This is a genomic window from Streptomyces sp. NPDC059247 (assembly GCF_042754005.1).
GTDB lineage: Bacteria > Actinomycetota > Actinomycetes > Streptomycetales > Streptomycetaceae > Streptomyces.
Genome location: NZ_JBHYZW010000002.1, coordinates 189,441 through 202,416, shown reverse-complemented (window position 1 = coordinate 202,416; position 12,976 = coordinate 189,441). Strand labels below are relative to the sequence as shown.

At 72.8% G+C, this 12,976-nt stretch carries 13 protein-coding genes; 3 read left to right on the top strand and 10 right to left on the bottom strand.

Annotated features, from left to right (window positions below; genetic code table 11):
* Positions 1–127: 127 nt before the first annotated feature.
* A complete protein-coding gene (locus ACFXGN_RS04840) occupies positions 128–1,882 on the top strand; it encodes a GAF domain-containing sensor histidine kinase (RefSeq protein WP_384853513.1) in 1,755 nt (584 codons plus the stop codon).
* A gap of 19 nt (positions 1,883–1,901) precedes the next feature.
* Here ACFXGN_RS04840 and ACFXGN_RS04835 read toward each other — a convergent pair whose 3' ends face one another.
* From ACFXGN_RS04835 to ACFXGN_RS04820, 4 genes are all read right to left on the bottom strand, one after another.
* Positions 1,902–2,762 (bottom strand): HAD family hydrolase, encoded by an 861-nt coding sequence (locus ACFXGN_RS04835; protein ID WP_384853510.1) that lies wholly within the window; start codon positions 2,760–2,762, stop codon positions 1,902–1,904.
* 199 nt (positions 2,763–2,961) lie between these two features.
* Complete coding sequence (locus tag ACFXGN_RS04830; RefSeq protein ID WP_384853508.1) at positions 2,962–3,672, bottom strand: NAD(P)-dependent oxidoreductase; 711 nt, start codon at positions 3,670–3,672, stop codon at positions 2,962–2,964.
* Entirely contained in the window at positions 3,669–4,697 is a 1,029-nt protein-coding gene (locus tag ACFXGN_RS04825; protein ID WP_384853505.1) for an SGNH/GDSL hydrolase family protein, read from the bottom strand. The genes ACFXGN_RS04830 and ACFXGN_RS04825 overlap by 4 nt, the downstream gene beginning before the upstream one ends.
* Before the next feature lie 4 nt (positions 4,698–4,701).
* Positions 4,702–5,514 (bottom strand): hypothetical protein, encoded by an 813-nt coding sequence (locus tag ACFXGN_RS04820; RefSeq protein WP_384853502.1) that lies wholly within the window; start codon positions 5,512–5,514, stop codon positions 4,702–4,704.
* Between the two features lie 68 nt (positions 5,515–5,582).
* Between ACFXGN_RS04820 and ACFXGN_RS04815 the strand changes: the two genes are divergently transcribed.
* Entirely contained in the window at positions 5,583–6,101 is a 519-nt protein-coding gene (locus tag ACFXGN_RS04815; protein WP_384853501.1) for a MarR family winged helix-turn-helix transcriptional regulator, read from the top strand.
* Between the two features lie 172 nt (positions 6,102–6,273).
* Complete coding sequence (locus ACFXGN_RS04810; protein ID WP_384853499.1) at positions 6,274–6,519, top strand: hypothetical protein; 246 nt, start codon at positions 6,274–6,276, stop codon at positions 6,517–6,519.
* 128 nt (positions 6,520–6,647) lie between these two features.
* On the opposite strand, the gene ACFXGN_RS04805 is transcribed toward ACFXGN_RS04810, so the two are convergent.
* The 6 genes from ACFXGN_RS04805 to ACFXGN_RS04780 all read right to left on the bottom strand — a co-directional run bounded on the left by ACFXGN_RS04805 (position 6,648) and on the right by ACFXGN_RS04780 (position 12,713).
* The gene (locus ACFXGN_RS04805) at positions 6,648–7,541 is read right to left on the bottom strand and encodes an LLM class flavin-dependent oxidoreductase (RefSeq protein WP_384853496.1); all 894 of its coding nucleotides are present in this window, start codon (positions 7,539–7,541) and stop codon (positions 6,648–6,650) included.
* Between the two features lie 209 nt (positions 7,542–7,750).
* Positions 7,751–8,203: a hypothetical protein gene (locus tag ACFXGN_RS04800; RefSeq protein WP_384853495.1), complete on the bottom strand. Its 453-nt coding sequence runs from the start codon at positions 8,201–8,203 to the stop codon at positions 7,751–7,753.
* Positions 8,204–8,218: 15 nt separating this feature from the next.
* Complete coding sequence (locus tag ACFXGN_RS04795; RefSeq protein WP_384853492.1) at positions 8,219–8,794, bottom strand: RNA 2'-phosphotransferase; 576 nt, start codon at positions 8,792–8,794, stop codon at positions 8,219–8,221.
* A gap of 125 nt (positions 8,795–8,919) precedes the next feature.
* Positions 8,920–9,867, bottom strand: a complete 948-nt coding sequence (locus tag ACFXGN_RS04790) for a MerR family transcriptional regulator (RefSeq protein ID WP_384853490.1) — start codon at positions 9,865–9,867, stop codon at positions 8,920–8,922.
* A gap of 138 nt (positions 9,868–10,005) precedes the next feature.
* The gene (locus ACFXGN_RS04785) at positions 10,006–11,868 is read right to left on the bottom strand and encodes an SDR family oxidoreductase (protein ID WP_384853488.1); all 1,863 of its coding nucleotides are present in this window, start codon (positions 11,866–11,868) and stop codon (positions 10,006–10,008) included.
* Positions 11,868–12,713, bottom strand: a complete 846-nt coding sequence (locus ACFXGN_RS04780) for a M24 family metallopeptidase (RefSeq protein ID WP_384853486.1) — start codon at positions 12,711–12,713, stop codon at positions 11,868–11,870. The genes ACFXGN_RS04785 and ACFXGN_RS04780 overlap by 1 nt, the downstream gene beginning before the upstream one ends.
* Positions 12,714–12,976 lie beyond the last annotated feature (263 nt).

Genomic DNA, 12,976 nt, shown 5'->3' with positions numbered 1-12,976 from the left:
GTACGGGGCCGTGGCGAGTGATCCGCGTCGTCTTCGTCATCAGCGGCGGCCGTTCCCCCAGCCCCCATCCGGTCCGGGGCCGACGTTCGACTTTTCTCGTCAAATGGGACTTACTAGGCTCAACCCCATGACCGCCGCAGCGTCCGACGCCCCGGACCCCCTGGAAGACGACCCGGACACCTCGGAAGCAGTCCAGGACCCCCTGGAGGCAGCCACCCGGGCCACCCGCAGCCTCCAGGGGCTGTCCACCGAGCTGACCGCACGCGTGCCACAGCTCCTGGAGGCCATGCGGTCGGTCGGCACCGGGCTCGAACTCCACACGACGCTCGACCGCATCTGCGAGACCGCCGCCGAACTCGCCGACGCCCGCTACGCGGCGATCGGAGTCGTCGACGACGAGGGCAAGGGCCTCTCCGACTTCGTCACCTTCGGCGTCGACGAGGACGTGGCCCGCCGCATCGGGCACCGGCCGGACGGGCACGCGGGGCTGCTCGGCGCGCTGATCCGGGACCCCCGGACGATCCGCCTCGCCGATCTGTCCACCGACCCCCGCTCGGCGGGCTTCCCGCCGGGCCACCCTCCGATGCGGACCTTCCTCGGCGTCCCGATCCGCGTCCAGGGCGAGATCTTCGGCAATCTGTACCTGGCCGAGAAGCACGGCGGCGGCGAGTTCAACGACTACGACGTCCACATGGTCAGGGTGCTCGCCACCGAGGCGGGCATCGCCATCGGCAACGCCCGGCTGTACGAGGCGGCCCGGCAGCGCGAGCGGTGGATCGACGGCTCGGTCGCCGTCACCACCGCGCTGCTCTCCGGCGGTGACGCCGACGACGCCCTCTCCGTCGTCGCCGAGCAGGCCAGGCGCCTCGCGGACGCGGACGCGGGGATCGTGCTGCTGCCCGCCGAGGACGGCGGGCTGGAGATCGTCGCCGTCTCCTCGCCGAGGTCCACCAGATCGCTGGGCGTGGTGATCCCGCCGGAGAGCGCGGTGGCCCGGCTGCTGCTGGACGGCGAGCCCGTCTTCGTGGCGGACGCGTCGACGGACCCGCGCATGATCACCCGGCTGAACTCCTCGTACGGGCCGAGCATGATGCTGCCGCTGCAGAGCGGCGGGCGGGTGCTGGGCGCGCTCGCCACCCCCCGGGTGCGCGGCGCGCGCCAGTTCACCGAGGCCGAACGGACGCTCGCGACCCAGTTCGCCTCGCAGGCGGCACTGGCCCTGATGATGGCGGACGCCCAGCGGGACCGGGAGCGCCTCGCCGTGTACGAGGACCGCGACCGGATCGCCCGTGACCTGCACGATCTCGTCATCCAACGGCTCTTCGCGACCGGCATGATGCTGGAGAGCGCACAGCGCAGGTCGATCGTCCCGGCCGTGCGCGAGGGTGTCGGCAAGGCCGTGGACGAGCTGGACGTGACCATCCAGGAGATCCGTACGGCGATCTTCGCGCTCCAGCAGGGGCCCGCCGAGGCCCCGTCGGGGCTGCGCACCCGGGTGCTGCGGGAGATCAACATGGCGGCGGTGCCGCTCGGCTTCAAGCCCGCCCACCGTTTCCTGGGCGCGATCGACGCGACGGTCGGCGAGCTCACCGGCAAGAACCTGATCGCGGCGCTGCGCGAGGCGCTCTCCAACGCCTTCCGGCACGCGCGGGCGAGCAGGATCGAGGTGGTCGTCGACGCCGGTGTCACCCTGCCCGACGGTTCCTCGGGAGTACGGCTCTCGGTCGCGGACGACGGGATCGGCCTCCCCGAGGGAGGCCGGCGCAGCGGTCTGCGCAATCTGGCGCGCCGGGCCGAGTCGCTCGGCGGCGCGAGCTGGTGCGGGCCGGGCCTCGGCGAGGACGGCGGCGGCACGACGGTGGTGTGGGAGGCCCCGCTGTAGGGGCCTCGACGGCACCGGTTCAGCGGGCGGCGGCGACCTCGGCCACCAGTTGCTCGATGACGGCGGCCACCCCGTCCTCGTCGTTGGCGGAGGTGCGGTCGGTGGCGGCGGCGATCACGTCGGGGTGGGCGTTGCCCATCGCGTACGAGCGGCCCGCCCAGCTCAGCATCTCGATGTCGTTGGGCATGTCGCCGAACGCGACGACCTCCTCGGCGGTGATCCCGCGCTCGGCGCAGCACCGGGCCAGGGTGGAGGCCTTGGAGACACCGGGACCGCTGATCTCGATGAGGGCGGTGGGGCTGGACCGGGTGAACGCGGCCAGGTGTCCGGCGGCCTTCCGCGCCACCGCGAGGAACTCGTCGGGATCGAGTTCGGGATGCTTCGCGAGCAGCTTCAGTACGGGGGCGGCGGCGCCCGGCGCCTCTTCGAAGAGGAGGTTCTCGGCGGTGGCGATGGTCGCGCCGGGGTCGAGGAAGAACGGCGGGTACAGCGGCTCGTAGTGGATGCCGGTGGTCTGCTCGACCGCGAAGGAGATGCCGGGTGCGGCCTCCCGCAGGGCCCGTACGACATCGAGGGCGACCGGCCGCTCCAGCGGGCGCACCTTCAGGAAGGTGCCTCCCGCGCGGAGGTCGACGACGGCGGCGCCGTTCGCGCAGATCGCCAGGCCGTGGCCGTGTACGTGCTCGCTCACGACGTCCATCCAGCGGGCCGGGCGGCCGGTGACGAAGAAGACCTCGATGCCCGCCCGCTCGGCGGCGGCGAGGGCGGCGACCGTGCGCGCGGAGACGGTCTTGTCGTCACGCAGCAGTGTGCCGTCGAGGTCGGTGGCGATCAGCCGGGGCGCCGGGGCGGAGGTGCGCGGGGCACGGGGAGAGGTCACCGCCCCATTCTTCCGCACCGGGCGCACGGGCGTGCGGGGAGCCGCACATATGAGTGGATCCCGTTGTCCGGTTTCAGCCGGTCGGATGGCAGTCGTCGGATGCTGGTCGTCGGATGTCGGACGGCAGTCGTCGGATGCCGGTCCCTGGGCCCCGGCCCCCGGCCCCCAGCCCCCGGTTCTCGGGCGCCGGGCGGCTGGTTCAGTACGCGGCCTCCACCACGGTCCGATGGGTGCGGGGGTCTTCGACGAGGCCGAGCAGGCAGTGCGCGAGATCGGCGCGGGAGAGGGACTTCGGGCGCTCCAGGTGTCCGCCGACGACGGTCCGGTAGCGGCCGGTCGCCGGTCCGTCGGTGAGCATCGGGGGCCGTACCACGGTCCAGAGCGTCTCCTCCGCGACCGCCGAGGACAGGAGGCCCTCCATCCGGGCCATGTCGGCGTAACCGTGCCGGTAGAGCCGCTGGATCACATGCCGGGTGACGAGCCGCTGCGGCAGCGGGAGGTCGGGGGTGACTTCGAGTCCGGCCGAGGAGAGGCAGAGCAGCCGCCGCACCCCCGACGCGCGCATGGCCTCGACGAGGTGCCGGGTGCCCTGCGAGTAGACGGTCGTCGGGTGCCTGCGGTCGGTGCTGCCGAGGCAGGACACGACGGCGTCGTGCCCGGCCACGGCCTCCCGCCAGCCCTCGGGGGCCAGCGCGTCCCCGCGCAGGACCGTCAGCCGGGCCTCGGGACTTCCGTACCCGGCCGACGGTCCGGCACCGGGGCCTCCGGCCGGGGGACCGCCCTCCGGGTCGCCCGTCCGTACCCGGGCGGGGTCGCGGGCGACGGCGGTGACCCGGTGTCCGGCGGCGAGTGCCTGGGAGAGCAGGTGCGCCCCGGTCCCGCCGGTGACGCCGAAGAGCAGCAGCCTCATGGCGCCACCGGTCGGGAAGGGCCCGCTTCCACGGAGGCGCCGGGCGCGATCCGGGCCGTGGTGGCGCCGGGCGGGGTGCGTTCCGCGAGCGTGTCGACCAGGGCGACGGCGACGGCCCGCTGGCCCTCCGGCGTGAGGTGGATCCCGTCGTCGAGGTGCAGACCGGCCGTCACCCGCCGGGTGTCGACCGTGGGTTCGGGACGGCCGAGGAGGAAGTCGGCGATGCCGTCGATGTCCTGGGCGGCCCAGCCGATCCCCGCGCGGAGGAAGTGCGGGTAGGAGTCGGCGCGTTCCTGGTCCACCCCGCTCGGGGTGAGCCAGACCCAGCGGTCGGCCGCGTCCGGGGCGGCGAGCGCGCGCAGGGCGTGCAGATTGCGCTCGGTCTCCGCCGCGCTGACCAGCCGGGTGCCGGGTGCTCCCGGGGAGCTGCCGAGGCGTTGGGTGTCGTTCGCGCCGATCATGCACAGGACCCAGTCGGGGCGGAAGCGGGACAGCTGGGGCAGTTGGGCGAGGGCCTGGGTGGTGGTCTGTCCGGAGACCGCGAGGTTCACGAGCCGTACGTCCTGCGGGAGGAGGTGGCGCAGGACCTCGCACCAGGACAGCCGGTCGGCGGTGGTGCTCTCGCCGAGTGCCACGACCAGCTGGCCGGGCCGGAAGGGCAGTCGGCCGACCCGGTCGGCGAAGCCGGGGTCCTTGAGGAGTCCGGCGGCCGTCTCCCGTACCTGGTCGTCGTAGGCGCGCAGTCGGGCGCGGTAGGCGTCGCCGTCCAGGCCGAAGAGCCCGGCGATCCGGTCGTCGGAGAGTTCGCCGAGGTAGCGCAGGGTCTTCTCCGGCTGCTGGAAACGCAGGAGCTTGGCGGTCGGTGACGGTTCCCCGGTCCGGTCCTTCGGCCGGGCCGGGACGGCGGGGTCGGCCGCGCTGCTCGGCTCAGCGGGGTCGGCCGGGCTGCTCGGCCCGGCCCGGCCGGTGTCGTTCTCGGGCTCGGGCAGGGACTCGGACATGGGCTCGTTTTCGTTCTCGGGCACGGGCTCAGGCCTCCTCATGGCTGTGGCTGGTGGAGTCGGCGGTGTTCGTGGTGACGCTGGTACGGGCGGAGCCGCCGGTGCCTCCCCTGCGGGCTGCGGCACGGGCCTGGGAGCGGTGGCGCGGCAGCAGGAACCCGGCGGCGATCAGCCAGCCGAGGCAGGTGAACCGGGCCAGCGGCAGCAGGAGCGCGGCGCCGTCGAGGAGCAGGGTGAGGGCGGACAGTTCGGCGACGGCCGCGAGGACCAGGCCGGTCAGCGCCAGGGTGCGCGGGAGCAGTCCGGCGAGGAGTCCGGGCACGGCGATCCCGGCCACGAGCAGGCCGAGCGCGACCACGTGCCCGGGGCCTCCGGTGGCGAAGGCCAGGTACTGCAGGGCGCGGACGAGCTGCGGCAGTTCGAGGACCTCCGTACGGGACAGGGTCCAGCTGATCAGGCCGCAGCAGGCCAGGAACCCGGAGGCGAGCAGGCCGCCGGCCAGGGCGATGGTCGCGCCGGGGGCGCGGACACCGAGCCGGTGCAGCCGGGCCGAGACGGTGGCGGCGTAGATGGCCAGCGGCACCGAGGCGCCGAACTGGAGGGCGCCGGAGACCTGGACGGCGTCGGGGTGGGCGCGGAACCAGGCCACGATCTCGGCGGTGTCGCCGAAGGGGGAGGGGAACGGCTCGCCGCCCGCGAGCACGGTGCTGAGGACGAGTCCCACCAGGAAGAGCGCGGTGAACACCACGGCGAGCACGCCCGGCGGCGGTCCTCCCTGGGCGTCCCTGCGCTCGTGGTGGGCCTCGGTCGGCCGGGATGCGCTCCAGCTCTCTGTGGACACGGCACTATCCGTTCTCTTGATTGAATGGTTCACAGTGGAGAATCATTCTTTTCGCGTACGATAACCCCGTGAGCAGCGACCGGCAAGCAGCGGAAGATCCCGGGACAACGCCTCCGCCCCCACGCGGAGGGGCGTTTCTGCTGGCCCAGCTCGGGGCGCACGCGGCGGGCCGTTTCGGCGAGCGCGTCGGCGAACTCGGCCTCGCGCCGCCGGACGTCGGCCTGCTGCGGATGATCGCCACGGAGCCCGGCAGGAGTCAGCGCTCCCTCGCGGCGGACCTCGGCGTCGTGCCGAGCCGGGTCGTCGCGCTCATCGACAATCTGGAGCGCAGGGGGTTCGTGGAGCGCCGCCGTAGCGTCGAGGACCGTCGCCACCACGAGCTGTACGTGTCCGAGGGCGGCCGACGGGCCCTTGAGGGCGTACGGGAGGTGGCCGCCGCGCACGAGGACGACCTCTTCGCGGCGCTGGACGCGGAGGACCGGGCCCGGCTGACCGATCTGCTCGGCCGGGTCGCGGAGCAGCAGGGGCTCACGCCCGGGGTGCACCCCGGCTACCGGGGTCTGCCGAAGCGGCCGGGGCGCGGCTGAGCGGCGCGGGGCCCTGAACTGCGGAATCCCGGACCGTGGGCACCCGGCGCCGTGGGACGTGCGACGGTCTGTCCCTACGTGGCCGTAAACATCCGTTCGTTTTCGCCGTGACGGGGAAGACCTCTGGGAAGGGCAGGCGTCTCAGGGGGGCGGGGGTATGGACTCGGGATGGTTGAGCGACATGTGCGACTCCTGCGGCGCCCCGTACGGGATGTGGGTCGGGAGCCTCGGCATGGTGCTCTGCCCGGAGTGCGAGGGGTCGGGCGCGGGTCATCCCGCCCGTGAACCGGTGCTGGTCGGCGATGTCCTGGCGAGTCTGGTCGACGTCGTGGGCCACGGAAGGCCGCTGTCCTCACCGGGCCCGTCCGGTCCCGGCACCGCGTGCGTCGCTTCGCCCGACGCGCCGGGCGCCGGGTGACGTACGGGGACCGCCGGTCCGGCTGACATCGGGAGGGCCCGCCGGTCGGGCTGACGTATGCAGGGACCGCCGGGCGGTCGTGACATGCGGTACGAGCCGCCGGGCGGTCCGGTTCCGTGCGTTGTGGATCAGCCCAGTTGGGCGAGGGCCTCGGTGGCGATCCGCTCGAACACCGCCTGGTCGGTGGCGAAGTCGGAGTCGGGGATCGGCCAGTGGATCACGATCTCGGTGAAGCCGATCTCACGGTGCCGACCGGCGAAGTCGACGAAGGCGTCGACGGACTCCAGCGGCCGGTTGCGGTCCGGGGTGAACCCGGTCAGCAGCACCTTGTCGAGCGCGGCCACCTCGCGTCCGGTCTCGGCGCAGGCCTTGCCGAGCTTCTCGATCTGGCCGCGCAGGGCCGCCACCGACTCTTCCGGGGTGCCTTCCTCGAAGATCTTCGGGTCGCCGGTCGTCACCCATGCCTGCCCGTACCGCGCTGCCAGCTTCAGCCCGCGCGGCCCGGTCGCCGCGACCGCGAACGGCAGGCGCGGGCGCTGGACGCAGCCGGGGATGCTCCGGGCCTCGTCGGCGGAGTAGAACGTGCCGCGCTCGGTGACCGACTCCTCGGTGAGCAGCCGGTCGAGCAGTGCCACGAACTCGGCGAAGCGGTCGGCCCGTTCTTTCGGCGTCCACGGCTCCTGGCCCAGCGCGGTCGCGTCGAAGCCGTTGCCGCCCGCGCCGATGCCGAGCGTGACCCGGCCGTCGGAGATGTCGTCGAGCGACATCAGTTCCTTGGCGAGGGTCACCGGGTGCCGGAAGTTCGGCGAGGTCACGAGCGTGCCGAGCCGGATCCGCTCGGTGGCCGTCGCCGCCGCGGTGAGCGTGGGCAGGGCGCCGAACCACGGGCCGTCCCGGAAGGTCCGCCAGGAGAGGTGGTCGTAGGTGTACGCGGCATGGAATCCGAGGTCCTCGGCCCGCCGCCAGGTCTTCTGGCCCTCGCTCCACCGGTGGATGGGGAGGATCACCGTACTCAAGCGCATGGCGTCACCCTACGCGCGCCGCCCCTCCTCGGCACGGGCCTTCCCTCCGGCGCTGGTCGGGGACCCGAGGCGGTCCGGGCGCGGTCCGGGCGCGGTCCGGACGTGGCCGGGCGTCGGATGGGGGACAGACGAGGGACGGATGAGGGACGGACGCGCGATGGATGTCGCTCGGGAAGCGATTCGGTCGTGCGCCGGTCAGCGGGTCCGGGTCAGCGGGTCCGGCCGCTCATCCACGGGGTCAGCGCGACACCGGGGACGAGTTCCTTGTACGTCTCGTCGCCGGGCAGCGGGACGACCAGCCACCAGCCGGGCGGGAAGAGACGGCCCTTCACATGCGCGAGGCCGCCGTGGACGGAGCGGACGAAGGCGGGGACCGCGTCGCGCGGCACATCGGCGAACTCGATGCCGTCCACGGTGATCCGGGCGTCGTCCTCGGGATAGATCTGGACGTCGACCGAGGGGGAGCCGCCCAGTTCGACGAAGGCCTCGTGGGGCAGTGAACCGTCGGTGTCGAGGACGGAGAAGGCGCCGGACGAGGTGCGCCGGGACGTCTGGTCGGCGCCGATGTCGTCGGTCACGCTCATCTCCAGACCGAACTCTTGGGCGACGGCCCGGAGCGCGACGACGGCGGCCTCTGTGCTGGGCAGGTGCGGATGTGCCATGGGCATGATCCTGCCTCAGCCCGGGAGGCGCAGGAACTCCGGTGGGACGGCGTCGGTCAGCCAGACCCCGTTGGCGCTGACGTGGAAGACGTGTCCGGCCCGGTGCATGGCACCCGCGTCGACGCCGAGCACCACCGGTCGGCCCCGGCGGGCGCCGACCCGGGTCGCGGTCTCACGGTCGGAGGAGAGGTGCACATGGTGGCGGGCCATGGGGAGCAGTCCCTCGGCCCGGATCGAGGGCAGCCGGACCGCGACCGTGCCGTGGTAGAGGTGCGCGGGCGGCTCCGAGGGCGGCAGGTCCAGGTCCACGGCGACGGTGTGTCCCTGGTTGGCCCGGATGCGGGTGCCCTCGATCGCGTAGCGCTTCTTGTCGTCATCGGCGACGACACGGTCGAGTTCCTCGCGGCTGACGGGGAAGCGGTGCCGCTCGACGGCCCGGAGCAGTGCGTCGATCTCGGTCCAGCCGTGGGCGTCGAGGACGAGACCGATGCGCTCGGGCTGGTGGCGCAGGTGCTTGGACAGGTACTTCGAGACCTTCACCCTGCGGAGCTCGTCCGGTGAGCGCTCTCGGTCCTTCCGGTGGGGATGCATCCCGTCAGGATGCCGGAGCCCGATCGTTTCGATCCATCAATTTTCGTCTGAGCAGGTTTGGTCCACAGTCAACCCGACTTATCCACAGGCAAGTTGGCTTTTCTGTGGACAACGAGTCTCGCTTTTCAGGGCATTTGCCCAAGTTCTTGACTTTCTGGGTCTATTGAGCAAAGCGTATCCAATGTTCTTTTCTGTACTTCTCGTTCGGTGGCGGCGGCGACGAAGGCGGTGACCCCGTCGGGGCCTGTCAGATCCTGAACGGCCCTGAGGGTGGCGGCCGGAAGCGGTACGGAACGCGGTTCGTCGTCCTTCACGGGGGGCGCTTCGGGCGACAGATGTGACTGAAGGTGACGGGTCGCCAGGATCTGCATGGCACGGGCCAGTTCGGCGTCCACGGTCTGCTGGGCGAGCGGACGGAGCCGCCGCACCATCGCCGCCGCCTCGACCGCGTCCGCGTCCGTCGGGGGCCGGTGCTCCAGATAGCGCGCGAACACGTACTCCGTCGTGAACTCCAGGAAACGGGAGGCGATGTGCTCCACCTGGTCCCGAAGTTCCCTCAGGTGCCCGGTGATCGCGGGCAGCGGGACCCCGGCCGCGTACAACTCGACGGCCACCGCCAGCTCCTGGGGGCTCGGTACGAGGTACTCCTCGGTCTCCCGGTCCGTGAGCCGCTCCAGTACGCCCAGCTCGACCGCCTCCCGGATGGCCGTCTCGTCCGGGGCGCCGCCGAAGCGGGCGTCCAGCTCCGCGCGGGAGATGCGGGCCGCCTCCTCGTCCGTCCAGGGGCCGTGCACCTCCGCGACGAGACCGAGGACCCCGCCGAGACCCCGGCCGGTGTCCCAGGCCTCCAGGAGTTCCTTGATCGAGGCCAGGGTGTAGCCCCGGTCGAGGAGGTCGGCGATCTGCCGCAGCCGCGCGAGGTGGGCGTCCCCGTACACGTTCGACCTGCCCCGCCGCTCCGGACGGGGCAGCAGGCCACGGTCCTGGTAGGCACGGATCGTCCGGACCGTGGCCCCGCTGTGATGGGCGAGATCCTCGATCCGGTACTCCGGCTGTGCTGACTGCTCGGACAAACCCGCTCCCACCGACCGCTCGCCCACCCCGCCGTCGCGGGGCCCTCCCACCAGGGATCGTACGACCGTGCCACCACCTCCGGCCCCGCGCGGAAGCGCCCCGGCCCCCACCCCCGCGTGACCGCGCGCCCCCGCCCGCTACGTCGGCGGCTGCCACCGGGCGAGGGACCGCAGCACTCCCGGGCTCAGCCGGGACAGGAGGTGCGCGCCCCGGGCCTCGGGGGTCACCGGGACCACCGCCCGGTCGTGCAGGACCGCCCCCAGGACCGCGTCCGCGACCTTCTCCGGCGGATAGTTCCGCAGGCCGTACAGCCGGGACGCCTTCTTCTGGCGCCGCTTCTCCTCCGCCTCGTCGGTGACCCCGGCGAACCGCGTGGTCGCCGTGATGCCGGTGTTGACGATCCCGGGGCAGATCGCGGACACCCCGATGCCCTGGTCGGCCAGTTCGGCGCGCAGGCACTCGCTGAGCATCAGCACCGCGGCCTTCGACGTGCTGTACGCGGGCAGCGCCCGGGACGGCTGGAACGCGGCGGCGGACGCGGTGTTCACGATGTGACCGCCCTGCCCGCGTGCCTTCATCTGGGCGCCGAAGACCCGGCAACCGTGGATCACGCCCCACAGGTTGACGTCGAGGACCCGCTGCCACTCCTCGCTCGTCGTGTCGAAGAAGGAGCCGGTGAGCCCGATCCCCGCGTTGTTGACGAGGACGTCGACGACGCCGTACTCGCTCGCCACCTTCGCGGCCAGCTTCTCCATCGCCTGCTCGTCGGCGACGTCGGCCGTCTCGCCCCAGGCGTCGGGCGCGCCGATCAGCCGGGCCATCTCGGCCGTGCGGCCCGCGCCCTCGGCGTCCCGGTCGACGGCGACGACCCGGGCGCCTGCCTCCGCGAAGGCGAAGGCGGTGGCCCGGCCGATGCCTCCGGCCGCCCCCGTGACCAGGACCAGCTGCCCGCCGAACCGCTCCGCGTACTCCGGCCTCACCCCGCCTCTGGCCGCCGCCGCGGCGAGCGGCTCGGCCGCCCGACCCGCCGGGCCCTCGTTGGCCCGGACGAACGCGCCGATCCAGGCGGACAGCTGGTCCGGCCGGGTGCGCGGCACCCAGTGCTTCGCGGGCAGGGTGCGCCGGGTCAGGTCCGGCACCCAGGTGCCCAGGTCGTCGTAGAGCCGCTCGGAGAGGAAGGCGTCCCCGGTCGGTGTGATCAGCTGCACGGGCACGTGGGCGTACGCGTCGGGGCGGGGCCTGCCGAGACGGGCCCGGACGTTGTCCCGGTAGAGCCAGGCGCCGTGCGCCGCGTCGCTCGGCAGGGAGGGCGTCGGGTAGTCACCGGCGGGCACCTTCTCGACCCGCTCCAGCATCTTCGGCCAGCGCCTCCCGAGCGGCCCCCGCCAGGCCAGCTCCGGCAGGTAGGGCGTGTGCAGCAGGTACACGTACCAGGACTTGGCGCCTTGGCCGAGGAGCTGGCCGACCCGGCGCGGAGTGGGGCGGGTCATCCGGCGCTTGATCCAGTGCCCGAAGTGGTCCAGGGAGGGCCCGGACATCGAGGTGAAGGAGGCGACGCGGCCCTCGGTGCGCGCGACGGTGACGAACTCCCAGGACTGCACGGACCCCCAGTCGTGCCCGACGAGGTGGACCGGCCGGTCCGGGCTGACGGCGTCGGCGACCGCAAGGAAGTCGTCCGTCAGTTTCTCCAGGGTGAAGCCGCCGCGCAGCGGCGCCGGAGCCGTGGACCGGCCGTGGCCCCGGACGTCGTAGAGCACCACGTGGAAGTCCTCGGCGAGCCGGACCGCGACCTCCGACCAGACCTCCTTGGAGTCCGGATAGCCATGGACGAGGAGGACGGTGGGCCGGTCCGGATCGCCGAGCTCGGCGACGCACAGCTCGATCCCGCCGGTCCGGACCCACCGCTCCCGCGCCCCCGCGAGCCCCCCGGGTCCGGACCCGGGGGCCTCGCGTCCGGTCGTGCCGCCGCCGCTCCCCGCCGTCAGGTCGTCGCGCCCCATCAGACCGCCCCCTCGTTCCAGCGCCGCACGTGCGGCAGATCGTCGTCCAGCCAGAAAGCGCTCTGCTCGGGGTCCCTGGAGTCGGTGACGACCAGGATCTCCTCGAACTTCGCGCCCGTACCCCGGAACCCGAGGTGCGGTTCGACCGCCCACAGACCGGGCTGCGGAGGATGGTCGGAGAACTTGTACGGCGACCAGAGCGGCGACCAGCCGTCCCGGTGCCCGTGCAGGGCGTCGCCCGCGAGGCCCTTGAGCGCCTGGACGCCGAACCCGAAGACCGTCGGCGACCAGCGGCGCTCCCGCACCCGGTCGATCTTGTGGGCGATGACGCCGAAGGGATAGGCCCGGTGCCGGTTCGCGTACCCCTGGCGGACCATCAGCCGGTCGACGTCCTGGTAGATCTCGCGGAGCGTGCGGCGCTCGCGGACCTCCCGCAGGATCAGCTCGCGGTGGTCCCTGAGGTCGGCGAGCAGTCTGTCGTGCAGCGGGTTGAGCCCCAGACAGCCGCTGTAGCCGATGTCGGCCGTGTGCCCCCGGTAGACCGGCGCCATATCGAGGATGAACGGCATCCCCGCCTCCAGCGGCCGGTTCGTCGGGAAGAACTGGAGCGGCACCTTGAAGTCGACGAAGGCCGTACGGTCCCCGAACCAGGCGAAGGGCCGGTGGAACCAGTCCCGCACCCCTCTCCCGTACAGCCACTCGCGCTGCATCCGGGCGGCCTCGCGCTCGGTCACCCCGGGCCTGAGCTGCGCCGCGACGGCCTCCGCGCACTCGTAGGAGAGCCGCTGCACTTCCCTGAACCCCCGCAGCTCCGCCGCGAGTTCCCCTGTCAACGCTGAGGCCATGCCATCCGCCGTCCCGTGTGAGCGCCCGACTGCGCTACGCGTCCGTAACTTGACATCGATGAATGTGACAATGCTCGGCGGCTGCGTCAAGAGGTCGGACGGCGGCCTGTGGAAAACCCTCGGAAAGGCGGCCGGAAGCAGCGCCCCCGCCCCCCGAAACCCCGAAAGCGAGAGACTTTCGTCGCGACCTCCCCTACTGGCTTGTACTCCTCTGGTCGGAGAAGGATCGAGCCGTTGGGCTGACGACTCCTGTGGCGCACGCC

What these genes read in the sequence shown, in the direction of transcription:
- ACFXGN_RS04830 (WP_384853508.1), bottom strand. Translation starts at nt 3,672, where the DNA reads ATGAGGCTGCTGCTCTTCGGCGTCACCGGCGGGACCGGGGCGCACCTG.
- ACFXGN_RS04800 (WP_384853495.1), bottom strand. Translation starts at nt 8,203, where the DNA reads ATGGCACATCCGCACCTGCCCAGCACAGAGGCCGCCGTCGTCGCGCTC.
- ACFXGN_RS04795 (WP_384853492.1), bottom strand. Translation starts at nt 8,794, where the DNA reads ATGCATCCCCACCGGAAGGACCGAGAGCGCTCACCGGACGAGCTCCGC.
- ACFXGN_RS04780 (WP_384853486.1), bottom strand. Translation starts at nt 12,713, where the DNA reads ATGGCCTCAGCGTTGACAGGGGAACTCGCGGCGGAGCTGCGGGGGTTC.
- ACFXGN_RS04785 (WP_384853488.1), bottom strand. Translation starts at nt 11,868, where the DNA reads ATGGGGCGCGACGACCTGACGGCGGGGAGCGGCGGCGGCACGACCGGA.
- ACFXGN_RS04805 (WP_384853496.1), bottom strand. Translation starts at nt 7,541, where the DNA reads ATGCGCTTGAGTACGGTGATCCTCCCCATCCACCGGTGGAGCGAGGGC.
- ACFXGN_RS04840 (WP_384853513.1), top strand. Translation starts at nt 128, where the DNA reads ATGACCGCCGCAGCGTCCGACGCCCCGGACCCCCTGGAAGACGACCCG.